General features: G+C 69.1%; 20 protein-coding genes. 10 read left to right on the top strand and 10 right to left on the bottom strand.

Annotation, left to right across the window (positions count from 1 at the left end; genetic code table 11):
* The first annotated feature begins 333 nt into the window (after positions 1 to 333).
* From rpmH to EV562_RS30080, 9 genes are all read left to right on the top strand, one after another.
* Positions 334 to 471: a 50S ribosomal protein L34 gene (gene rpmH / locus EV562_RS30120; protein ID WP_003975051.1), complete on the top strand. Its 138-nt coding sequence runs from the start codon at positions 334 to 336 to the stop codon at positions 469 to 471.
* 21 nt (positions 472 to 492) lie between these two features.
* Positions 493 to 864, top strand: coding sequence for a ribonuclease P protein component (gene rnpA / locus EV562_RS30115; protein WP_037922188.1), 372 nt, complete (start codon positions 493 to 495; stop codon positions 862 to 864).
* Positions 861 to 1,235, top strand: a complete 375-nt coding sequence (gene yidD / locus EV562_RS30110; RefSeq protein ID WP_133890009.1) for a membrane protein insertion efficiency factor YidD — start codon at positions 861 to 863, stop codon at positions 1,233 to 1,235. Before rnpA ends, yidD begins: the two co-directional genes overlap by 4 nt.
* Before the next feature lie 3 nt (positions 1,236 to 1,238).
* Positions 1,239 to 2,543: a membrane protein insertase YidC gene (yidC, locus tag EV562_RS30105; RefSeq protein WP_133890008.1), complete on the top strand. Its 1,305-nt coding sequence runs from the start codon at positions 1,239 to 1,241 to the stop codon at positions 2,541 to 2,543.
* 14 nt (positions 2,544 to 2,557) lie between these two features.
* Positions 2,558 to 3,070: a R3H domain-containing nucleic acid-binding protein gene (locus EV562_RS30100; protein ID WP_133890007.1), complete on the top strand. Its 513-nt coding sequence runs from the start codon at positions 2,558 to 2,560 to the stop codon at positions 3,068 to 3,070.
* A gap of 130 nt (positions 3,071 to 3,200) precedes the next feature.
* On the top strand, positions 3,201 to 3,920 hold the full coding sequence (gene rsmG, locus EV562_RS30095; RefSeq protein ID WP_133890006.1) for a 16S rRNA (guanine(527)-N(7))-methyltransferase RsmG: 720 nt from the start codon (positions 3,201 to 3,203) through the stop codon (positions 3,918 to 3,920).
* Positions 3,921 to 4,204: 284 nt separating this feature from the next.
* Positions 4,205 to 5,278: a ParA family protein gene (locus EV562_RS30090; RefSeq protein ID WP_166662072.1), complete on the top strand. Its 1,074-nt coding sequence runs from the start codon at positions 4,205 to 4,207 to the stop codon at positions 5,276 to 5,278.
* Positions 5,275 to 6,375, top strand: a complete 1,101-nt coding sequence (locus tag EV562_RS30085) for a ParB/RepB/Spo0J family partition protein (protein WP_133890005.1) — start codon at positions 5,275 to 5,277, stop codon at positions 6,373 to 6,375. The genes EV562_RS30090 and EV562_RS30085 overlap by 4 nt, the downstream gene beginning before the upstream one ends.
* A gap of 326 nt (positions 6,376 to 6,701) precedes the next feature.
* Positions 6,702 to 7,319 carry a GNAT family N-acetyltransferase gene (locus tag EV562_RS30080; RefSeq protein ID WP_133890004.1) on the top strand — a complete coding sequence of 206 codons (618 nt, stop codon included), beginning with the start codon at positions 6,702 to 6,704 and terminating at the stop codon, positions 7,317 to 7,319.
* A gap of 88 nt (positions 7,320 to 7,407) precedes the next feature.
* On the opposite strand, the gene trxA is transcribed toward EV562_RS30080, so the two are convergent.
* From trxA to EV562_RS30045, 7 genes are all read right to left on the bottom strand, one after another.
* A complete protein-coding gene (trxA, locus tag EV562_RS30075; RefSeq protein ID WP_003975042.1) occupies positions 7,408 to 7,740 on the bottom strand; it encodes a thioredoxin in 333 nt (110 codons plus the stop codon).
* Between the two features lie 38 nt (positions 7,741 to 7,778).
* Positions 7,779 to 8,747 carry a thioredoxin-disulfide reductase gene (gene trxB, locus EV562_RS30070; RefSeq protein WP_133890003.1) on the bottom strand — a complete coding sequence of 323 codons (969 nt, stop codon included), beginning with the start codon at positions 8,745 to 8,747 and terminating at the stop codon, positions 7,779 to 7,781.
* 159 nt (positions 8,748 to 8,906) lie between these two features.
* Positions 8,907 to 9,752, bottom strand: coding sequence for a zf-HC2 domain-containing protein (locus EV562_RS30065; protein WP_133890063.1), 846 nt, complete (start codon positions 9,750 to 9,752; stop codon positions 8,907 to 8,909).
* Between the two features lie 17 nt (positions 9,753 to 9,769).
* A complete protein-coding gene (sigM, locus tag EV562_RS30060; protein WP_133890002.1) occupies positions 9,770 to 10,495 on the bottom strand; it encodes an RNA polymerase sigma factor SigM in 726 nt (241 codons plus the stop codon).
* A gap of 28 nt (positions 10,496 to 10,523) precedes the next feature.
* Positions 10,524 to 12,215, bottom strand: a complete 1,692-nt coding sequence (locus EV562_RS30055) for a protein kinase family protein (protein WP_133890001.1) — start codon at positions 12,213 to 12,215, stop codon at positions 10,524 to 10,526.
* A 138-nt stretch (positions 12,216 to 12,353) separates the two neighbouring features.
* The gene (gene murJ / locus EV562_RS30050; protein WP_133890000.1) at positions 12,354 to 14,792 is read right to left on the bottom strand and encodes a murein biosynthesis integral membrane protein MurJ; all 2,439 of its coding nucleotides are present in this window, start codon (positions 14,790 to 14,792) and stop codon (positions 12,354 to 12,356) included.
* A 44-nt stretch (positions 14,793 to 14,836) separates the two neighbouring features.
* Positions 14,837 to 17,251 (bottom strand): DUF6049 family protein, encoded by a 2,415-nt coding sequence (locus EV562_RS30045; protein ID WP_133889999.1) that lies wholly within the window; start codon positions 17,249 to 17,251, stop codon positions 14,837 to 14,839.
* A 225-nt stretch (positions 17,252 to 17,476) separates the two neighbouring features.
* Between EV562_RS30045 and EV562_RS30040 the strand changes: the two genes are divergently transcribed.
* The gene (locus EV562_RS30040) at positions 17,477 to 18,928 is read left to right on the top strand and encodes a CCA tRNA nucleotidyltransferase (RefSeq protein WP_133889998.1); all 1,452 of its coding nucleotides are present in this window, start codon (positions 17,477 to 17,479) and stop codon (positions 18,926 to 18,928) included.
* A 97-nt stretch (positions 18,929 to 19,025) separates the two neighbouring features.
* Here the strand turns inward: EV562_RS30040 and EV562_RS30035 are convergent, their stop codons facing one another.
* The 3 genes from EV562_RS30035 to EV562_RS30025 form a co-directional block, all read right to left on the bottom strand.
* Positions 19,026 to 19,619: a hypothetical protein gene (locus EV562_RS30035; protein ID WP_133889997.1), complete on the bottom strand. Its 594-nt coding sequence runs from the start codon at positions 19,617 to 19,619 to the stop codon at positions 19,026 to 19,028.
* 31 nt (positions 19,620 to 19,650) lie between these two features.
* Positions 19,651 to 20,928 (bottom strand): MFS transporter, encoded by a 1,278-nt coding sequence (locus EV562_RS30030; RefSeq protein WP_133889996.1) that lies wholly within the window; start codon positions 20,926 to 20,928, stop codon positions 19,651 to 19,653.
* 79 nt (positions 20,929 to 21,007) lie between these two features.
* Positions 21,008 to 22,090: an inositol-3-phosphate synthase gene (locus EV562_RS30025; RefSeq protein ID WP_133889995.1), complete on the bottom strand. Its 1,083-nt coding sequence runs from the start codon at positions 22,088 to 22,090 to the stop codon at positions 21,008 to 21,010.
* Positions 22,091 to 22,106: the final 16 nt, after the last annotated feature.

Below are 22,106 nucleotides of genomic sequence, written 5' to 3'. Positions count from 1 at the left end.
CGGGTCGGGATGAAACTCGGGTGGGGCAGGGATAAGGGAACGAATCGGAGTCCAGTCACGGTAGTCAGCGCGACGGGTAGGGTTCAAGTTGTTGTCCCCAGCCTGTGGACAAGTGTCTCCCGGTCACCGCTGGTTTGACCGAATGGCGCAGTCGCACGTACCGTAACCAGGTCGAGTTGTCGATGGCTGCTGCCGCCTGCCTCCGATGGGCACAGGTCACGTCCAAGGTGATCGAAAAGCGGTGCACTCGGGCGTAACGCGAGCTACTCGTGGGCGCACGGTGACAGCCAGGACGGCACCCCGCCAACACCCGAATCTTTCTGGAGCCCCCGAGTGAGCAAGCGCACCTTCCAGCCGAACAACCGTCGCCGCGCGAAGACCCACGGCTTCCGGCTGCGTATGCGTACCCGTGCCGGCCGCGCGATTCTCGCGACCCGCCGCAGCAAGGGTCGCGCCCGTCTGTCCGCCTGATCCCGGTCAGGTCATGACATCGTGCTGCCCACCGAGAACCGGCTGAGGCGGCGCGAGGACTTCGCGACCGCGGTACGACGGGGCCGCCGGGCAGGCCGCCCGGCTCTCGTCGTCCATCTTCGAAGCGGTGCCACGGACCCGCACGCGCCTGGGGAGAGCGCTCCCCGGACACGTGCGGGTTTCGTCGTGAGCAAAGCCGTAGGTGGCGCGGTCGTGCGCAACAAGGTGAAGCGCAGGCTTCGTCACCTGATGCGCGACCGGATCGACCTGTTGCCCCCCGGTAGCCTGGTAGTCGTACGAGCGCTGCCCGGTGCGGGTGACGCCGACCATGCACAGCTGGCCCGAGACCTGGACGCCGCCCTGGCGCGGCTACTGGGAGGGGGCGCGCGATGAAGTACCCGCTGCTGGCTCTGATCAAGCTCTACCAGTGGACGATCAGTCCGCTGCTGGGGCCGGTGTGCAAGTACTACCCGTCGTGTTCCCACTACGGCTACACGGCCATCGACCGGCACGGAGCCATCAAGGGCACGGCACTCACCGCCTGGCGCATCCTGCGGTGCAATCCGTGGTCGCTGGGCGGTGTGGACCATGTTCCGCCGCGCAAGCGCCCGCGGTGGCACGAAATGCTGCGGGCCGCCTGGCGGGCACGCAAGGGCGGGACCTCCGCCGCCGAACCGGCCACCGAAGGACGGCCTGCTCATCCGAGCCCGTCCGAGCCTTCGGGCCCGGCCGCAGAGACCTCGCCCCATGCCCAAGGAGCATGATTAGTGGACACGATTGCCAGCCTCTTCAGCTTCATCACCTGGCCCGTCTCCTGGGTCATCGTCCAGTTCCACACGGTGTACGGGGCGATCTTCGGACCTGACACCGGATGGGCCTGGGGCCTGTCCATCGTGTCCCTGGTGATCCTCATCCGTATCTGCCTGATCCCGCTCTTCGTGAAGCAGATCAAGGCGACGCGCGGGATGCAGACGCTCCAGCCGGAGATGAAGAAGATCCAGGAGCGCTACAAGAACGACAAGCAGCGTCAGTCCGAAGAGATGATGAAGCTGTACAAGGAGACGGGTACCAACCCGCTCTCCTCGTGCCTTCCCATCCTGGCGCAGTCCCCGTTCTTCTTCGCCCTGTACCACGTGCTCAACGGCATCGCCTCCGGCGACACCATCGGCGCGGTCAACCAGGACCTGCTGGAGAGCGCCCAGAAGGCGCACATCTTCGGGGCCCCGCTGGCCTCCAAGTTCTTCAGCAGCGAGAGCGAGGTCGCCGCCCTCAGCGCCTCCCTGACCGACGTCCGGGTCGTCACCGCGATCATGATCGTGCTGATGTCGGCCTCGCAGTTCTTCACCCAGCGCCAGCTGATGACGAAGAACGTCGACACCACGGTGAAGACGCCGTTCATGCAGCAGCAGAAGATGCTGATGTACGTCTTCCCCGTCATGTTCGCCGTCTTCGGTGTGAACTTCCCCGTCGGTGTCCTCGTCTACTGGCTGACCACGAACGTGTGGACCATGGGCCAGCAGATGTACGTCATCCGGAACAACCCGACGCCCGGCTCCAAGGCGCAGGCCGCCTACCTGGAGCGGCTGCACAAGAGCGTCACCGAGCACGGCGGGACCCGCCGCCGGGGCGAGAAGGCCATCGTGAAGGCCATCGTCGCCAAGGGCCGGGACCGCAACGAGGCCGAGCGCAAGTTCATCAACGGTCTGAACAAGGCGGGCATGGCGGCGCAGCCCGACGGCACCGTGGTCAAGAACGACGCCGCTGTCGCCGCCCAGAGTGCGGACGGCTCGACCGTGACGACCACGGGTCAGCCCAAGCGCCAGCAGCCGAAGCGGCAGAGCAAGTCCCAGCGCCAGGCCAAGCCCGCGGGTGAGGCCGAGCCGAAGACGTCGCTGACCAAGTCGGACGAGCCGGATGAGCCGGACGACGCCAAACCGGCCGGCAAGCAGGACACCAAGCCTGCCGCCGGTGCCAAGAAGCCGGCTCAGAAGTCCGGTGGCGGCGGCCGCAGCAAGGCCCAGTCCGGACAGCGCAAGGGCCCGCAGCGGCCCAAGTCCCCGTCGAAGAAGTAGAAGGAGTCCATCCCGTGACGGAAGGCACCACCTCCGCCGCTGCCGAGGGTGCAGACACCCTCACCCGCCTCGAGCAGGAGGGCGAGATCGCCGCGGACTACCTGGAGGGTCTGCTCGACATCGCCGACCTCGACGGCGATATCGACATGGACGTCGAGGCCGACCGTGCCTCCGTCTCGATCATCAGCGACAGCAAGAGCAGGGACCTGCAGAAGCTGGTCGGCCGGGACGGTGAGGTGCTGGAGGCTCTGCAGGAGCTCACGCGCCTGGCCGTGCACCGGGAGACCGGCGACCGCAGTCGGCTGATGCTCGACATCGCGGGTTACCGGGCGAGCAAGCGCGCCGAGCTGTCGGAGCTGGGCGCCAAGGCCGCGGCCGAGGTCAGGAGCAGCGGCGAGTCCGTGCGCCTGAAGCCCATGACGCCCTTCGAGCGCAAGGTCGTGCACGACGCGGTCAAGGCCGCGGGACTGCGCAGCGAGTCCGAGGGCGAGGAGCCGGAGCGCTTCGTCGTCGTACTTCCCGCCTGATCGGTCCCCTCTCGTTCTCCGGCCCCGTCTGTTGCGCAGGCGGGGCCGAGTTTTTGTCAGCCTGATAGTTCTGGTGGTTCTGGTACCGGCGCCCGGTGCGCCGGCGCCGTACGGAAGGACGGTCCCCCCCGTGTCGGAGGCAGCGGAGCTCCCCCCTGTACCCGAGCAGGCGCGTGATGTGTTCGGTGATCGCTACGCGGACGCGGTCCGCTATGCGGAACTGCTCGCCGATGCGGGGGTGAAGCGCGGTCTGATCGGCCCGCGCGAAGTGCCCCGGCTCTGGGAGCGGCACCTGCTGAACTGCGCGGTGCTCTCGGAGGTCGTGCCCGAGGGAGTGACGGTGTGCGACGTCGGTTCGGGAGCCGGCCTGCCCGGCATCCCGCTCGCGTTGGTGCGGGAAGACCTGAAGATCACTCTCCTTGAGCCGCTGCTGCGCCGCACCAATTTCCTGACCGAGGTCGTGGAGCTGCTGGGCCTGGACCACGTCACCGTGGTGCGCGGCCGGGCCGAGGAGGTCATGGGCAAGCTGCCACCGGTGCACGTGGTGACGGCGCGCGCCGTCGCGCCGCTGGACCGTCTCGCCACCTGGGGCATCCCGCTGCTGCGCCCGTACGGGGAGATGCTCGCACTCAAGGGTGACGCGGCCGAGGAAGAGCTGAAGGGCGCGACCGCGGCGCTGAGCAAGCTCGGGGCCGAGGAGACGTCCATCCTCCACGTCGGGGAGGGTGTGGTGGACCCCATGTCCACTGTGGTGCGGGTCGAGGTCGGCGAAAGCCCCGGTGGCGTGCGCTTCGCCGCCAAGCGGGCCAAGGCCGCGCGGACCGGACGGACGCGCCGGCGTCGCGGATAGCGGCTCGAGACGGTTGACGGTGGCTGTGATGGTCCGCCGTACTCCACACAAGCTGCCCTGCCTGTGCGTGCCGGAGTGTCGCGGCAGTTCGGCATAGGCTGCTGTGCATCGTGTTTCACGTGAAACGTCGCTCACTGCTGCACGGCATCATCAGCCGCGGCCGCGCCGCGGCCGATCCCCGCGACCGAAAGCCTCTCGGGTCGCTCGGAGAGGGAACGGAGTTGTCCACAGAGGTGGATTTCTCCACAGAAGACCAGGCCTCACTGGTTCATGACCCCGAAGGCATGGGAGGCTCTGTTCATAGCGAGCCTGAAGTCGAGGAGAGTGAATCCTTGCGGTCCGACGCCAATATCGCGGGGCCGATGACCGATCCGGTCCCCGGCCCCCGTACCGAGTCGATGGGGGCGGATGTTTCACGTGAAACACCGCCTCCGATGGACGACACTCCGATCGGTCGTGCTGCTCAACTGGCGGTAGAGGCTCTGGGCCGCGCCGGTGAGGGGCTACCGCGGCCGGAGCAGACCCGGGTCATGGTCGTAGCCAACCAGAAGGGCGGAGTAGGCAAGACGACGACGACCGTCAACCTTGCCGCGTCACTCGCCCTGCACGGTGCGAGAGTCCTGGTCGTCGACCTCGACCCGCAGGGCAACGCCTCCACCGCTCTCGGTATCGACCATCACGCCGATGTTCCCTCCATCTACGACGTGCTGGTCGAAAGTCGCCCGCTCTCTGAAGTGGTCCAGCCGGTTCCCGACGTCGAGGGACTGTTCTGCGCGCCCGCCACGATCGATCTCGCCGGTGCGGAGATCGAGCTGGTCTCTCTGGTGGCACGCGAGAGCCGGCTCCAGCGGGCGATCACGGCATATGAACAGCCGCTGGACTACATCCTCATCGACTGCCCGCCCTCTCTCGGTCTGCTGACGGTCAACGCGCTCGTCGCGGGCCAGGAGGTACTGATCCCGATCCAGTGTGAGTACTACGCGCTGGAAGGACTGGGACAGCTGCTGCGCAACGTCGACCTGGTTCGGGGACACCTCAACCCCACGCTGCACGTTTCGACGATCCTGCTCACCATGTACGACGGCCGGACGCGGCTCGCGTCCCAGGTCGCGGACGAGGTGCGCAGCCACTTCGGCGAGGAGGTGCTGCGGACGAGCATTCCTCGCTCCGTCCGTATCTCCGAGGCCCCGAGTTACGGGCAGACAGTACTGACCTACGATCCAGGATCAAGTGGAGCCCTCTCCTACCTGGAGGCGGCCCGTGAGATCGCGCTGAAGGGCGTGGGCGTCGCCTATGACGCGACCCATGCCCATATCGGCGCTCAGAATGATCCGAGCATGGTGGAGGGGATCCAGTGAGTGAGCGACGGAGGGGGCTGGGCCGTGGGCTGGGCGCACTGATCCCCAACGCCCCGACCGAGAAGTCGGTTGCCTCGGCGGCCTTGGGAAGTGCTGCCGCCGCGTCCACGGCGGCAGTGCCCCTGTTGCCGAGCGAGCGTGGAGTGGCCGCCGCGAAGGTGGCCACGCTGCCGCATGTTTCACGTGAAACAGAAGCGTCGGCGACCTCTCACGGTACGGAGGGGCTTCGACCCCCCATGGGGGCGCACTTCGCCGAAGTTCCTCTCGACGCCATCACGCCGAACCCGAAGCAGCCGCGCAAGGACTTCGACGACGACGCACTGGCCGAGCTTGTCACCTCCATCAGAGAGGTCGGCCTCCTCCAGCCGGTTGTCGTGCGGCCGACTGAACCCGGGCGCTATGAGCTCATCATGGGTGAGCGCCGCTTCCGTGCCTGCCGGGAGCTGGAGCTGGACGTCATTCCGGCGATCGTGCGGGCGACGGAGGACGAGAAGCTCCTCCTGGACGCACTCCTGGAGAACCTGCACCGCGCCCAGTTGAACCCGCTGGAGGAGGCATTCGCCTACGACCAGCTGCTGAAGGACTTCAACTGCACGCACGACCAGCTGGCGGACCGCATCGGTCGCTCCCGTCCGCAGGTGTCCAACACGCTGCGGCTGCTGAAGCTCTCCCCGAAGGTGCAGAACCGCGTGGCGGCGGGAGTGCTCTCCGCGGGGCACGCGCGGGCGCTGCTGTCCGTGGACGACCCGGAGGAGCAGGACCGGCTGGCCCATCGCATCGTGGCCGAAGGGCTCTCGGTGCGGTCGGTCGAGGAGATCGTGACCCTGATGGGTTCCCGGCCTCAGAAGCCGCAGCGAGCCAAGGGGCCGCGAGCCGGATCGCTGGTCTCCCCGGCGCTGTCGGACCTTGCGACCCGACTCTCGGACCGCTTCGAGACACGGGTGAAGGTCGATCTGGGACAGAAGAAGGGCAAGATCACCGTGGAGTTCGCCTCCATGGAGGACCTGGAGCGGATCCTCGGCAGCCTCGCCCCCGGCGAGGGCCCCGTGCTGCAGAAGAGCCTCGTCGAGGACGAAGACGAGGACACCGCGTCCTGATGCTCAGCTAGCGAAACCTCGGGGTGGGCTTCGGCTCCCTCCAGGGGCGGGCCGTGTTCCGGTGCTTACCGGAACACGGCCCGCCCTTTGCTTTGCGCCGGTGTCTAGGCCACGGCATCGTGGATACGATGCGGTCAGGCTTTGTCACCTGGCAGTACCTCTGAGAGGAAGGCAGGGGCCATGCGCACGATGAGCCGCACCGAACTGGTGAGCGCCGGCTTGGGGCTGGGCGCGGTCGGCGGCTTCATCGGCAGCCTGCTCAGGGAACGGAGCGCTCTGACAGCCGCCCGAGATGCGGCAGGCGAAGGAAGCGAGGAACAGCCTTCATGGGGCGCCGGCTCGTACCGCTCACGCTGGACAACCTTCAGGACCTTCCCCAGCGCTGTCGCTCGTGCGTCTTCTGGGAACTGGACCCCGTCAGCGGGGAGGCCGCGGTAGAGGCGGGCAGGCCCGCTCTGGAGAAGGAGTCCTGGATCTCCGCCGTCCTGCTGGACTGGGGGTCGTGCGGCCGGGTGGTCTACGTCGACGACGTGCCGGTGGGCTTTGTGCTTTACGCCCCGCCCGCGTATGTGCCGCGTTCGACGGCTTTCCCCACCAGCCCGGTCTCACCGGACGCGGTCCAGCTGATGACCGCGATGGTGATGCCGGGGTACCAGGGTCAGGGCCTGGGCCGGGTGATGGTCCAGACGGTCGCCAAGGATCTGCTGAGGCGAGGTTTCAAGGCGATCGAGGCGTTCGGGGACGCCCGCTGGAAAGAGCCCGCCTGCGTTCTGCCGGCGGAGCATCTGCTGGCGGTGGGCTTCAAGACGGTCCGGCCGCATCCCAGGCATCCGCGCCTGAGACTGGATCTCCGTTCCACGCTGTCCTGGAAGGAAGACGTGGAGATGGCACTGGACCGCTTGCTCGGCGCGGTGCAGAAAGAACCGGTGTTGCGTCCGCTGTAACGGCGGACCCGAGGCGGTGCGCACACGAATGGGCCGACCCGTTCGGGTCGGCCCATTCGTGTTTCACGTGAAACGTCAGTCACGCTCGTCAGTCGGCGATGAAGTCCTCGAGGTCGCGGACGATCGCGGCCTTCGGCTTGGCGCCGACGATGGTCTTGGCGACCTCGCCACCCTGGTAGACGTTCAGGGTCGGGATGGACATGACGCCGTACTTGGCAGCCGTACCCGGGTTCTCGTCGATGTTCAGCTTGACGATCTCGATCTTGTCGCCGTACTCGGCGGCGATCGCCTCGAGGGACGGCGCGATCTGGCGGCACGGACCGCACCAGGCGGCCCAGAAGTCCACCAGGACGGGCTTGTCGTTCTTGAGGACGTCCTGCTCGAAGGAGTCGTCGGTCACATGCTTCAGGGTGCCGGCCACGGCGGGCTCCTTAACTGGTTGGTGCGGGGGATGGATGGTCAGACGGCGGTCTTCTCGGGCTCCGCCTTGTCCTCGTCGCTGAGTGCGGCGAGGAAGCGCTCGGCGTCGAGCGCGGCGGAGCAGCCGGTGCCCGCGGCGGTGATCGCCTGGCGGTAGGTGTGGTCGACCACGTCACCGGCGCCGAAGACTCCCGTCAGGTTGGTGCGGGTCGAGGGCGCCTCGACCTTCAGGTAGCCCTCCGGGTCCAGGTCGAGCTGCCCCTTGAAGAGCTCGGTACGCGGGTCGTGGCCGATCGCGATGAACAGGCCGGTCACCGGCAGATCCGAGAGTTCGCCGGTCTTCACGTTGCGCAGCTTCAGACCGGCGAGCTTCTGATCACCCTGGACCTCGGCGACCTCGCTGTCCCAGACGAACGTGATCTTGGGGTCGGCGAAGGCGCGCTCCTGCATCGCCTTCGAAGCCCGCAAGGTGTCCCGACGGTGGACGATCGTCACGGACTTCGCGAAGCGGGAGAGGAACGTCGCCTCCTCCATCGCGGTGTCGCCGCCGCCGATCACGGCGATGTCCTGGTCCTTGAAGAAGAAACCGTCACAGGTCGCGCACCAGGAGACACCGCGGCCGGACAGGGCGTCCTCGTTGGGGAGCCCGAGCTTGCGGTGCTGGGATCCCGTGGTGACGATGACGGCCTTGGCCCGGTGGACCGTTCCCGCGGTATCGGTGACGGTCTTGATCTCGCCGGCGAGGTCGACGGCGACGACGTCGTCCGGGATCAGCTCGGCACCGAAGCGCTCGGCCTGGGCTCGCATGTTGTCCATGAGCTCGGGGCCCATGATGCCGTCCTGGAAGCCGGGGAAGTTCTCCACCTCGGTGGTGTTCATCAGGGCTCCGCCCGCGGTGACGGCACCCTCGAACACCAGCGGCTTCAGCGACGCTCGCGCGGTGTAGAGCGCCGCCGTGTAGCCGGCGGGCCCGGAGCCGATGATGATCACGTTACGGACGTCGCTCACGGCTTCATTCCTCGTCTCTGGACTGCTTCTTCAAGGCCGGGTGGAGCTGCACTCGGAACTCTCACCCCACCTAACGGATCCTACGGGGCTCGCATTCCCACTGTGCCCGGGCACACGGGGCCGCGGCCGCTCCGCCTGGCAGGGGAGAAGGCAGGGCCATTACGAACGCGCGTAGGAGTGCTTCAGGAGGATCTTGGCCTTGCCTACCGAAGAGTCCTCCACGCACGCCGAATCGACGATGTAGGCGGTGACCTTGGTGGCGTCGGCGGCGTCGGGCAGGACCACCAGCATCGCTTCCTTGCCCTGGTACACGCCCGGCTCCGTGGCGATCGCCACGTCGTCGCGGCCGATGCCCCGCTGGATGCACTCGGGGACGGTCGGCTGCTTGAAGACGTGGTTCTCGGGGGTCTCGCCACCGTTCTCGGACTCCAGGCCGAAGGTGCGCGGCGTACGGGACCCGTTCTGAGCGCCGCCGTCCTCGACGAGACCGGTGACCTTCGCCTTGAGCTGCCCCTCGGAAAAGGTGTCCGCGAGCGCGGTCTGCTGCTCGTGAGCCGTGTCGTCGGACGGACTCCCCCCAGCCAGGGAGGACACGACGACCGACCCGAGCCCGATGGCGGCGGCAGCCACGGCCCCGAGTAGGGCGATCCTTCGTCGTCCGCCTCGACGGCGGTCCTTGCGACCGGGACCGGTGGAGGAGGACCGGGCGTGTCCGGCAGGCCGGTCGGCCGGGGCCGATGTTTCACGTGAAACAGGCGTGCCATCGGCGGGGCCGGCTACGGACTCGGCTGCCAGGGCGGCCTCGATACGGGCGACCACATCGTCCGGCATGGGGCCCGGTGCGGGCAGGGCGCCGAGCAGACTGTGGATCTCCTCCAGCGAAGCGCGGACGTCCGCGCAGGACGCGCAGGTTTCCAGATGCCGTCGTACGTCCGAGGCCCGGGTGGACGGCAGGACGCCCTCGGCGAGGTCGGAGATCTCCGCGACGTCCGGGTGCCCGGTCATGTCTGTCGTCGACGACGTCACGTTCGTCCACCTCCGCCCTTCACTACGGCTGGATCGCTCGGTCCTGGCTCCGGCGGACCCGCTCGCTGCGGTCCCGCTGCGGGTGGGACGGATGCCCCCGGCGTCCGGTTCCGCCCCGCGGCCGCCTCTGCCTTTCTCACGCCGCCGTCGGGCCGGAGGTGGGTGAGCAGCGGCAGGAGCCTGGCTCGGCCCCGGGCGCACCTGCTCTTGATCGTTCCGGCCGGTACGTCGAGGACGCGGGCGGCCTCCGCGACGGGGTAGCCCTGCATGTCCACCAGCACGAGAGCGGCCCGCTGGTCGGCAGGCAGGGTGTCCAGGGCATCCAGGAGCTGGCGGTGCAGATCGTTGCGCTCGGCGGGAGCGGAGGCCGACTCGTGCGGCTCCAGCAGTTGCTCCAGGCGCTCGGTGTCGTCGACGGGCGCGGTCTTGCGTGAGGCGGCCTTGCGGGCACGGTCCAGGCAGGCGTTCACCGTGATCCGGTGCAGCCAGGTCGTGACGGCTGCCTGGCCGCGGAAGGTGTGGGCGGCCCGGTAGGCGGAGACGAGTGCGTCCTGGACGGCGTCGGCGGCCTCTTCACGGTCCCCCAGCGTCCGCAGGGCCACTGCCCAGAGCCGGTCGCGGTGACGCCGCACGAGCTCGCCGAAGGCATCGGGGTCACCCGCGACGTGGCGGGCGAGGAGGTCCTGGTCGGTCACTCCGTCGTACCCGGCGCCCTCCGCCATCGGATCCTCCCCTCTGCGCCAGACGACCTCAGCTGGTCACCTTGATGTCGGCGACGCGCCCGCGGAACTGGCCCTCCGTCAGCGGAAGCTCGGTCAACCAGACCAGAAGGTAGCGGGTCCGCAGCTCCTTGTCCGGCTTGAGCTCCACGGTCGTGCCGTTTCCGTCGGCGACCTTCGTGTAGCCCTCGAAGGACTGCGGTTCCGGGCCCGAGGCCCCGCCGGAACGGAGCTCCACCGACGTGTCCCCGCCGAACGTGACGGTGACCTTGCCGACCTGCTGGACCTTGCCCAGGTCGACCACGAGTCCCACACCCTGCTTCAGCCGCCCGAAGTCGGCGCTCGCGTAGTGGCTCGTCTGCCAGTAGGTGCCGGGGTCACCGTCGTAGGCCTTGCCGACGTTCTCCGGGTATTCGGACCCGTCGGAACCGAACGGGTCGAAGTCGTGCGCCCCCGCGATGGCGATCGGCCGGCTGGCCGGCTTCTTCGGACCCTTGTCGTTGTCTCCGTCCACCGTCTGGGTCTGGTTCGGGTCGTCCGCCTTGCCGCCGCGCTCCATGAGGGCGTCCGCGAGCTGCCAGCTGCCGAGACCGAGGGCGGCGATCAGCAGAGCCGAGACGCTCCACTTGAGGGCCTTGCCGGTACGGCTCTGCAACGGGGGCGGCGGAGCGGGCACGGGCTGGGTGACACCGGGATGCGGGGCCGGCCGCCCGTACGCGCCCTGCTGGTAGGCCGTGCGCTGGTACTGGGGCGGGGCGGTGTACGACGGCTCCGGCGGGCGGATGCGCGGCATCTCGCCGATCGCCTTCACCAGTTCCTCCGGCGTGGTGCACGGGGACTCGTGACGGGACGCGGTGGCGCCGTCGTTGGCGAGCGCCCGCATCGCCAGCTCGGACAGGCCGCGGTGGACGCCGGCACGTACCTGGTCCGGCGGGATCAGCCCGATGTCCTTGGGCAGCCCGGCCAGGCCGTGGGCGTCGCTCTCGTACGGCCAGCGCTGGGTGAGCGTGGCGTACAGAAGCGCGCCGATGGCCTCGGTGTCGGTGCGCTGCGGAGTGTCGGAACTGATGCCGCGCAGCGCGGCGTTCACGGCGAGCCCGCGGATCCGCCACTGGCCCGTGGACGTACGCAGTACCGCGTTGGGGTTCAGGCGCAGATGCGCGAGGCCCTCGCGGTGGGCGGCAGCCATCGCCGAGGCGACCTGGCTGACCATCTGGTAGGCGTCGTAGACCTCCAGCGGCCCGGAGGCGAGGAGCGCGGTCAGCTCGGTGGCGTCGGGGAGCCATTCGTGCACGACGTAGACGAGGTCGTTGTCCTCGACGGCGTCCAGGACCTGGACGAACCGGGGGTCTCCGAGCAGGGCGGAGGAGCGTGCCGAGGCCAGAACGGAACGGGCCCGCGGGTGGTTCGCCGGGAGGAGGTGGACTCCCACGGCCCGGCGCAGCTTCTCGTCCACGGCCCGCCAACTGCTGAAACCGTCCAGGCGGGTGACGCACTCCTCGAGGCGGTAGCGTCCGGCGAGCTTGTGCCCGCTGTGCAGTTCGGGAGGCGAGGTCGTGCCGGCTTCCTCGCTCGTGGGGCTCCCCTGTGCCTCGTCGCTGTCCGTGTCCCGCTCCCGGTTGTTGGCCACCCCGTCGGCCGTGGACTGGTCCGCCTCCGCGGTCAGCGGCTCTTCACCGCTGTTGTCTGCCACGTCGACGGCAGCTGTGCTCCGTTCCGCCACCGTCGTTCCTGCCTCCCCAATCCGTGCGCGTCGGCCGACCCCGATCCGCGCGTCCGACGCCGAACCCAATTGTGCCCACAGTCCGCCGCTATGCACGACACACGGCAGCGGGCGATGGTTGTGCGCCTACCCCGGGTCTCAGCGTCCCAGGCGTCCGCGCACCATGCCGACCAGAGAGTTGACCTCCTCGATCCGCATGCGACGGGCGGCTACGAAGAAGACACCGAACAGGAGGAACCCGCCGGCCAGCAGCGCGGCGAACGATCCCACGACGCCCTGGCCGAGCGTGCGGCTGATCGCGTAGCAGGCGGCGCCGCCGACCAGGGCGGCCGGTACGGACGCGATGCACAGCCGGGCGTACGTGCGCAGCACCCGGGCACCGTCCAGGTCACCGCCCAGCCGCTTACGCAGCCTGCGCCAGGCGACACCCACGCCGATCACGTAGGCCAGACCGTAGGAGGCCGCCATGCCGACGACGGCCCAGCGGGACGGAAGCAGGAGGTAACACAGGCCCGAGGCGGCGGCATTGACCACGGCCACGATGACGGTGTTGTAGAAGGGCGTCCGGGTGTCCTCGTAGGCGTAGAACGCGCGCAGGACGACGTACTGCACGGAGTACGGGATGAGACCGAGGCCGAAGGCCATCAGCATGTAGCCCATGTTGGTGGCCTCGCTGGTGCCGGAGGAGCCGAACATGAGCGTGCACATCGGGATGCCGAGCGCGACGAACGCGAAGGACACGGGAACGATGGCCACGGCAGTGGTGCGCAGCCCCTGGGAGATGTCGTCCCGGACCGCTCCCCCGTCCTCCTCGGCGGCCGAGCGGGAAATGCGAGGCAGCAGGGCGGCCATCAGGGAGACGGTGATGATGGCCTGTGGCAGACCCCAGATGAGCTGGGCATTGGCGTAGGCGGCGAAGCCTGTGCCGTCGACGGGTGATGCCTTGCCCGCCGCGGTCGACAGCTGGATGACGATCATGGCGCCCGCCTGGTTGGCGAGGACGAACAGGACCGTCCACTTGGCGAGAGTGATGGCCTTGCCGAGGCCGTGACCTCTCCAGTCGAAACGCAGCCGAAGCCGGAAACCCGTCTCCCGCAGGTACGGAATCATGGCCAGCGACTGCACGATGAGTCCGAGCAGCACCCCGATGCCGAGCAGGCGCTCGCCCTCCGGGGGGATGCTCGTGACCTTCATCCCCGAGCTTTCCGCGGTGCCGTAGACCCAGATGAACATGCCCAGGGTCACGATGATGACGATGTTGTTCAGGACCGGGGTCCACATCATCGCGCCGAACCGGCCGCGGGCGTTGAGGACCTGCCCCATCACCACGTGCAGACCCATGAAGAAGATGGACGGCAGGAAGTAGCGGACGAAGGTGATCCCGACCTCGTTCGCCGCGGGGTCACTGGCGACGGGGTTGGACAGCAGCCGGATCAGCAGGGGTGCGGCCAGGACCGTGATCAACGTCAGCGCGCCCAGCGCCACCATGACGAGGGTCAGCAGGCGGTTGGCGTACGCCTCGCCACCGTCCTCGTCGTCCTTCATGGCGCGTACGAGCTGCGGTACGAACACCGAGTTGAGACCGCCGCCGACGGTGAGGATGTAGATCATCGTGGGCAGCTGGTAGGCGACCTGGAACGTGTCGCCGAGCAGGCCGACACCCAATGCCGAGACGATCAGCGCCGAGCGGACGAACCCGGTCAGCCGCGACACCATCGTGCCCGCCGCCATCACGGCGCTCGACTTCAGCAGGCCCCCCGCGCGCCCGCCCTTCTTGGGCGCGGCGGCCGACGGGGCCGCAGGGGCCGGCTCGGGCTCCTGGACCGGTGCCTCCGCCGCTTCGGGGGTGGGTGCCACCGCGTACTGGCCAGGTGCGGGCGCCGCATACGGTCCGGGCGCCGGCGCGGGACTTCCGTACGGGCCGGGTGCCTGAGCGTTCCCGTACGGGTGGGGTCCCTGATGGCCGCCGTACTGTCCCGGAGCCGGTGGCGTGCCGTACTGTCCCGGAGCCGGTGGCGTGCCGTACTGGTCCGGTCCCGCCGCCGCCTGGCCGTACGGGCCGGGCGCCGGGGCGGGCACGGCCGCCTGGTCGTCGTAGGAGGGGTGGCCCCCGCCCTGCTGCTGGTCGCGGAACAGGTGGGCGAACGCGTCCGGCTCGTGACGCTGGTCACCGGCCTGGCCGACCAGGTCGTCCACGCCGACGAACTGGGTGGTCCGGGGATCGTCGCCGTACGGCAGGTACTGCGTCGGGCCCTCCGGCTCGGGGGCCGGGGTCTGGGCCCAGATGCGGGGGTCGGGGGCGTAGGGCGACTGCGCGGGCTGGGAGTACAGCGGCTGCTGCGGCGGGTACGTCCCCGGAGGCGGAGGGGGGTGCGCGGCGCGGTCGTAGAGCGCCTCGGAGACCGGGTCCTGGGCGGAGAGGTCCTGCGACCGGTAGGGGTCCTGGTCGTAGGCGTCCTGGAGGTACATGTCCGCGGGTGGCTGCGGCGGCGTCCGGTCGGGGTCCGGCGGCGGACCCTCGGGGTGACCCGAGCCGTCCACGGCCTGACCGCGGTCACCGTCGTACGGCGCGTTCATGGTTACCCCACCTCATCGTCCCGGGCCGACCGGCCACGACATCCTCAACGGTCCACTCTCTCACCCGTGCCGGACGGGTCGGCGCTTTCCGCTGCGGTGTCCGGTGTCGGGTCACTCGGCTGCTCCGGGTCGCCTGTCCGGGCCTGTGCCCCGGACTCCTGGGTGAGACGTCCTTCGGGGGCTTCGGGGTTCTCGGGGTCGTCCTCGGAGTTCCCGGACGCCTCCGACTCCCCGGAGTCGCTCTCCTCGCCCGCCTCGGCCTGCTCGGCGGCACGCGCCGCGGCGCGCTTGCGCTGCGTGTACATCCGGAAACCGGCGAGGACGAGCAGCAGGACGCCACCACCGATGACGAGCATCACGGTGGCCGTGATCTCGGTGACCTTCACGTCGAAGGTGACGGGTTGGCCGTACGGCCGCCCGTCCTTCGTGTACAGCTGGGCGATCACCGTCGCCCGGCCGTTGGCCTTCGCCGACGTGGTGAACTTCACCGACTGGCTGTGACCGCCGGAGACGGAGATCGGCTGCTCCTCGTAGTCCGCGCCGTCGATCTCGAGCCGCGTCGGGTTCGTGGAGGAGAGCCGCAGGACCAGGGGGCCGACGTCCTGCACCAGGTTGTTCTGCACCGTCACCGGGATCGTGGCGCTGCGGCCGGAGAGTTTCGTCTCCGACTTGTCGATCAGCCGGACCCGGCCGGACAGCCCGTCGAGGTAGGTCTTCACTCCGTCGCGGAAGGACTTCGCCTCGGCGGCCCGGCCCCGCCACGACACGGACATCTCCCGGTTCAGGGCGCGTCCGAACGGGGTCACCACCCGGGACGGGTCCGAGAGCACGACCTTGAAGCTGTCCAGGGCGTCCTGCGTCCGCGTGCTCTCCACGAAGGCCGACCGGGGCAGTTCCTTCCTGCGCAGGGCCGACGGGTAGGAGGAGGTTCCGGGAACCGTCGTGGCGGCGTCCGGGTCCGGCTTGGCGGCGGAGGCCGCCGTCAGCTTCTGGGAATCGGACCAGGTGCCGCCCTGGAGGGCCCGCAGCGCCTCGGCCATCGCACGGGCCTGACTGCCGGAGGGCATGCGCTGGGGAGCGATGACGACACTACGCTGCTTGTCGGTCTGGAGTTCCAGGCCGAGGCTCTGGGCGAGGAAGCGCTGCACGGCGAGGGTGGAGGCGGACGCCGTCGTCAGGTCGCCCTCGAACGCCGTCGACAGCCGGTCGTCCGCCACGACGGCCGTGGTGCCGCCCCCGATGGGGCGGGCGGCGGACGGCGTGTAGGGCAGACCGTTGGTCTCCTGGAGGCTGTCGCTGCGCGCGATCACCTTGTCGGCACCCGCGGAGGTGGCGACCTTGACGATCGAGCGGTCGACGGCGCCTTCGACGGGCCAGGCGAAGTCGGTGTTCGGCTTCACGTGGAGGATCGTCTCGACGGTGTTGTCGACGACGTCCGTCGCCTCCTTGAGCTGGCTCAGCGACCCGGCGACGTCCGTGCCGTTGTGGGCCAGGGAAGCCACGTCGGGGTCGGCGAAGGGAAGGGCGACGACCTCCTTGTCGGCGACCGCGTCCTGCAGGTCGGCCAGCCACTGCTTCGCGATCGCCTGGTGGGTGCCCGCGGTGGTCCGGTCCCCGTCCCGGACGCGGTAGCTGCCCGTCATCGCGTCGACCGAGGCCAGCAGGTCCGGATCGACCACCCAGGTGACGTCGAGGTCCTTTCCGAGCGTCACCATCTGGTTCAGGCGACCGCCGGGGGAGATCTCCTTCGCCAGGTCGTCGTTGAGGAAGACCGGCGTCTGCTCCTCGTTCGGCCCCGTCTCGGCGGCCATGTGCGTCGTCGACACGAGCGGCCACAGTGCCGTGGTCCTGGTCTTGGTGCCGGCCTCGTCGGGCCGCCACGGCAGGAAGGTCCGCTGGATGCCGAGCATCCGCTCCCAGGGCTGTGCGGAGGTCTCCCCGGACAACGAGACGGCGAATTCGTAGACGCCGTCGTCGCCGAGGTTCAGGTCGTCGACCGGGACGGAGATGTTGAAGTGCTCGGCGACGCCCGGAGTGAGCTTGGAGAACTTCTCGGTGTACTTGTCGTCGATCTCCGGGGAGACGGACCCCTGGAGATCGTCGCTGTCCTTGGCGATCGCGTCGACGGAGGAGCGGGTGTCCATCTGCGGGCCCACCCGCAGACCCACGTGCGCGTCCGTGACGGCCTGCCGGCCGTTGTTGGTCACGGTGCCCGACACGGTCACCGTGTCGCCGTCCGTGGGCGCAGACGGGGTGAGCGAGTCGACGGCCACGGCCACCGAGCCCGCGCCGGTGTCGGCCCGGGCGGTGGCGGCTTCCTCCGCGTGCGCCGTACCGGCAGCGGGCAGCTGGACCACGCCGGCCAGCAGCGGCGCCCCGGCGAGCAGTGCCGTGGTGCGCCGGAGCCACCGGCGGGCAGGTGAGGCACTGGTCCCCTGGAAGTCTGCCGCCTCGGCCACGCGCTCGCCCGTCCCTCGTCGTGATCAGTGGTCGTCGGAATGTGCGTCCACGCATGGTAACGATGCGCGCCGAGGGGAAGTGCCGCGGTGTACGCCACAAGATCCGCGACAGGACCGGGCTTCCCCGTATGTGCGCCTATAGAGGGAGCGGGGCGGAAGTGGGGGATTCGGTGCGTGATCAATGGAGGCGCCTGTCTCCGCCCGGGCCACGTACCCTGTTCTGTTGTGCCGAACGCCAACGAAGCCAGCCCCAGTGTCCTGCGTCAGGAGCAGCACCGCGCGGTGAGTGAGCCGCTGCGGATCGCCCCTGCCGCCGACGATCTCGCCCGCCGATTCCAGGAGGCCGGGTTCTCGCTCGCCCTGGTCGGCGGCTCGGTCCGGGACGCCTTGCTCGGGCGGCTCGGAAACGACCTGGACTTCACGACGGACGCCCGCCCTCAGGACGTACTGAAGATCATGCGTCCCTGGGCGGACGCGATCTGGGAGGTCGGGATCGCCTTCGGCACGGTCGGAGGGCAGAAGGACGGCTGGCAGATCGAGGTGACCACCTACCGGTCGGAGGCGTACGACCGCACCTCGCGCAAGCCCGAGGTGTCCTACGGCGACTCCATCGAGGAGGATCTCGTCCGCCGTGACTTCACGGTGAACGCGATGGCCGTAGCACTCCCGGAGAAGGTGTTCATCGACCCGCACGGCGGGCTCGACGACCTCGCGGCCGGTGTGCTGCGCACTCCGGGGACTCCTGAGGACTCCTTCTCGGACGATCCCCTCCGGATGATGAGGGCGGCACGCTTCGCCGCGCAGCTCGACTTCGAGGTGGCTCCTGAGGTGGTCAAGGCCATGCAGGACATGGCCGGGCGCATCGACATCGTCTCGGCCGAGCGGGTCAGGGACGAGCTGAACAAGCTCGTCCTGTCCTCACATCCGCGCAAGGGACTGACGCTGCTGGTGGAGACCGGCCTCGCTGAGCGGGTCCTGCCCGAGCTGCCGGCCCTGCGGCTGGAGCGTGACGAGCACCACCGGCACAAGGATGTCTACGACCACACGCTCATCGTCCTGGAGCAGGCCATGGCCCTGGAAGAGGAGGGGCCCGACCTGACCCTCCGCCTGGCCGCCCTGTTGCACGACATCGGCAAGCCGCGCACTCGTCGCTTCGAGCAGGACGGCAGGGTCTCCTTCCACCACCACGAGGTGGTCGGGGCCAAGATGACGAAGAAGCGCATGATCGCGCTCAAGTACTCCAACGATCTGGTGAGGGACGTCTCACGCCTGGTCGAGCTGCACCTGCGTTTCCACGGTTACGGCACGGGCGAGTGGACGGACTCCGCCGTCCGCCGCTATGTCCGGGACGCCGGACCGCTGCTCGACCGGCTCCACAAGCTGACGCGGTCGGACTGCACGACGCGCAACAAGCGCAAGGCGTCGGCTCTCTCCCGTGCCTATGACGGCCTGGAGGAGCGGATCGCGCAGCTTCAGGAGCAGGAGGAGCTGGACGCCATCCGGCCGGATCTGGACGGCAACCAGATCATGGAAATCCTCGGGGTCCGGCCCGGCCCGGCCGTCGGGCAGGCGTACAAGCACCTTCTGGAGCTTCGCCTGGAGAACGGGCCGATGGAACACGACGCGGCGGTGTCGGCTCTGCGGGAGTGGTGGGCCCGGCACCCGGAGAACGCATGAGAACGGGCGGCACGTTTCACGTGAAACGTGCCGCCCGTCGGGTCATGTTTCACGTGAAACATGACCCATGCGGCAAACGCGGAGGGGATGATCCCGCTCAGACGTCACCGAGGCAGAGCAGGAACTCCTCGCCGTCACCGGTCTCGGCGTAGAAACCGGTGGCTCCGTCGACCTTCCGGCACTCCGTCTCGGCGGTCACCGACGTGAAGTGGCCCTTCACCTTGGACAGGACCTTGCCCTCGGCGTCCGTGGCGGAGCAGTCCACGACCTCCATGCGGTCCGACGACGACGACGCGGACTTCAGGCAGTCGCCCACGCCGGCCTGGTCGGCGTCGTCCCGGCTGGCGATGTAACCGCCGACCGCCACACCCACCACGACCACCGCGATGACGATGTTCTTGATCGTCTTGAAGCTCATCTTGCGACGGGCCGGCTGCGGCGGGACCGGGGCGTAGGGCACACCCTGCTGCGGGAAACCGGGCTGACCGGGCTGGCCGGCCTGCTGCGGGAACCCCTGCTGCCCCTGGGCGTAGGGGTTCTGCCCCTGGGGCTGCTGCGGAGCCTGCGGCTGGTTCTGCGCGAACGGATTGCCCTGAGGCGGCGGCTGGGTGGTCACTGGGGGTCCCCCTGAAATAGGTGCGTGTCGCGAACATGGCGCGAGATAAGACGCACGTAAGCTACCGGGTCGCACTGACAACTCTGTAGCCCGGTAGGGCTCTGTGTCACTGATGTGACACTGACCGGCTCTCAAACCGGGCCATAGCTGCCGCAACCCCTCCGTAGACGAGGGACACCGTCACCACCAGCGGCACCGACCGGCCGTCCGGCGGCAGCATGAGCGCGGCCACCCCCGCCGCGCCGACGAAGGCCACGTTGAAGAGCACGTCGTAGACGGAGAAGATCCGGCCGCGGTAGGTGTCCTCGACCGAGGACTGCACGACCGTGTCGGTGGCGATCTTCGCCCCCTGTGTGGTCAGGCCCAGCACGAACGCGGCGGCGAGCAGGGGGGCCGTGGCGAACGGCAGCCCCAGGGCGGGCACCAGCACGGTGGCGACCGCCGCGCAGACGGCCATCCAGCGACCGGGGCCCAGCCCTCCCGCCGCCCAGGGCGTGACCACCGCGGCCGCGAAGAAGCCCGCCCCGGAGACCCCGAGCGCCAGTCCCAGCAGGGCGAGACCCTCGTCCGTGTCCGAACTCAGGGAGTACCGGCACAGCATCAGCAGCATGACCAGCAGGGCGCCGTAGCAGAACCGCATCAGTGTCATGCCCGCGAGCGCCCAGGCCGCTTCGCGGCGGGCCGGTGCGGCGAGATGGCGTACGCCCGCCACCAGGTCCCGGGCGGTGCCGGTGAGCGCCGAACTCAGCCTCGGCCGTACGAGTGCCAGGTCGGGGCCCAGCAGTTCCACGGCGATGCGCAGCGACGCCAGCGCCCCGCACAGGTAGAGGCCGGCGCCGAGCAGGACCACGGCGGCGTCGGAGTCCGAGACCACGAGACGGACGACGAACGCGAGACCACCGCCGGCCGTGGCGGCCAGGGTGCCGGCCGTCGGGGAGAGCGAGTTGGCGATCACCAGACGCTCGGCGTCGACGACCCGGGGCAGGGCGGCGGAGAGCCCCGCGAGAACGAAGCGGTTGACGGCCGTGACGCAGAGCGCCGAGACGTAGAAGAGCCAGTCGGGGACGGAGGCGATCATCAGCGCCGCCGTCACCGAGGCCAGCACGGCGCGCAGCAGATTGCCGTACAGGAAGACCTGGCGGCGGCGCCAGCGGTCCAGGAGGACACCGGCGAAGGGGCCCACCAGGGAGTACGGGAGCAGCAGGACCGCCATCGCGGAGGCGATCGCGGCGGCCGAGGTCTGCTTCTCCGGGGAGAAGACGACGTAGGTGGCGAGCGCGACCTGGTAAACCCCGTCGGCCCCCTGGGAGAGCAGGCGAACGGCGAGCAGGCGCCGGAACCCCTTCAGGCGCAGGAGGACGCGCAGGTCACGGACGACGGCCATGGGGCACAGCCTCACATACGGGAAGGGTCCCCGGGTCATGCGACCCGGGGACCCTCGGCAGACCGGGGTCAGCGGCTTCTCAGCGCTCGACCTCGCCCGCGATGAACTTCTCGACGTTGGCGCGGGCCTCGTCGTCGAAGTACTGGACCGGCGGGGACTTCATGAAGTAGCTCGACGCCGACAGGATCGGGCCGCCGATGCCGCGGTCCTTGGCGATCTTCGCGGCGCGCAGGGCGTCGATGATGACACCGGCCGAGTTCGGGGAGTCCCAGACCTCGAGCTTGTACTCCAGGTTCAGCGGGACGTCACCGAAGGCGCGGCCCTCGAGGCGGACGTAGGCCCACTTGCGGTCGTCCAGCCAGGCGACGTAGTCGGACGGGCCGATGTGGACGTTGTCCGCACCCAGATCGCGGTCGGGGATCTGGGAGGTCACGGCCTGCGTCTTGGAGATCTTCTTGGACTCCAGGCGCTCGCGCTCGAGCATGTTCTTGAAGTCCATGTTGCCGCCGACGTTCAGCTGCATCGTGCGGTCCAGGACGACGCCGCGGTCCTCGAACAGCTTCGCCATGACGCGGTGCGTGATGGTGGCGCCGACCTGCGACTTGATGTCGTCACCGACGATCGGGACGCCCGCCTCGGTGAACTTGTCCGCCCACTCCTTGGTGCCGGCGATGAAGACCGGGAGGGCGTTGACGAAGGCGACCTTGGCGTCGATGGCGCACTGGGCGTAGTACTTCGCCGCGTCCTCGGAACCGACGGGCAGGTAGCAGACGAGGACGTCGACCTGCTTGTCCTTGAGGATCTGGACGATGTCGACCGGCGCCTCGGCGGACTCCTCGATGGTCTGGCGGTAGTACTTGCCGAGACCGTCGTACGTGTGGCCGCGCTGGACCTGGACGCCGCTGTTCGGCACGTCGCAGATCTTGATGGTGTTGTTCTCGGAGGCGCCGATGGCGTCCGCCAGGTCCAGACCGACCTTCTTGGCGTCCACGTCGAAGGCGGCGACGAACTCGATGTCGCTGACGTGGTAGTCGCCGAACTGGACGTGCATCAGGCCGGGGACCTTGGCCGCCGGGTCGGCGTCCTTGTAGTACTCGACGCCCTGCACCAGCGATGCGGCGCAGTTGCCCACACCGACGATGGCTACGCGAACCGAACCCATTCCGGTTGCTCCCTGT

Origin of the sequence: Streptomyces sp. BK208 (assembly GCF_004364245.1) — a bacterium.
GTDB lineage: Bacteria > Actinomycetota > Actinomycetes > Streptomycetales > Streptomycetaceae > Streptomyces.
The sequence above is the reverse complement of the archived record's forward strand: the minus strand, read 5'-3'. Positions and strand labels throughout refer to the sequence as shown.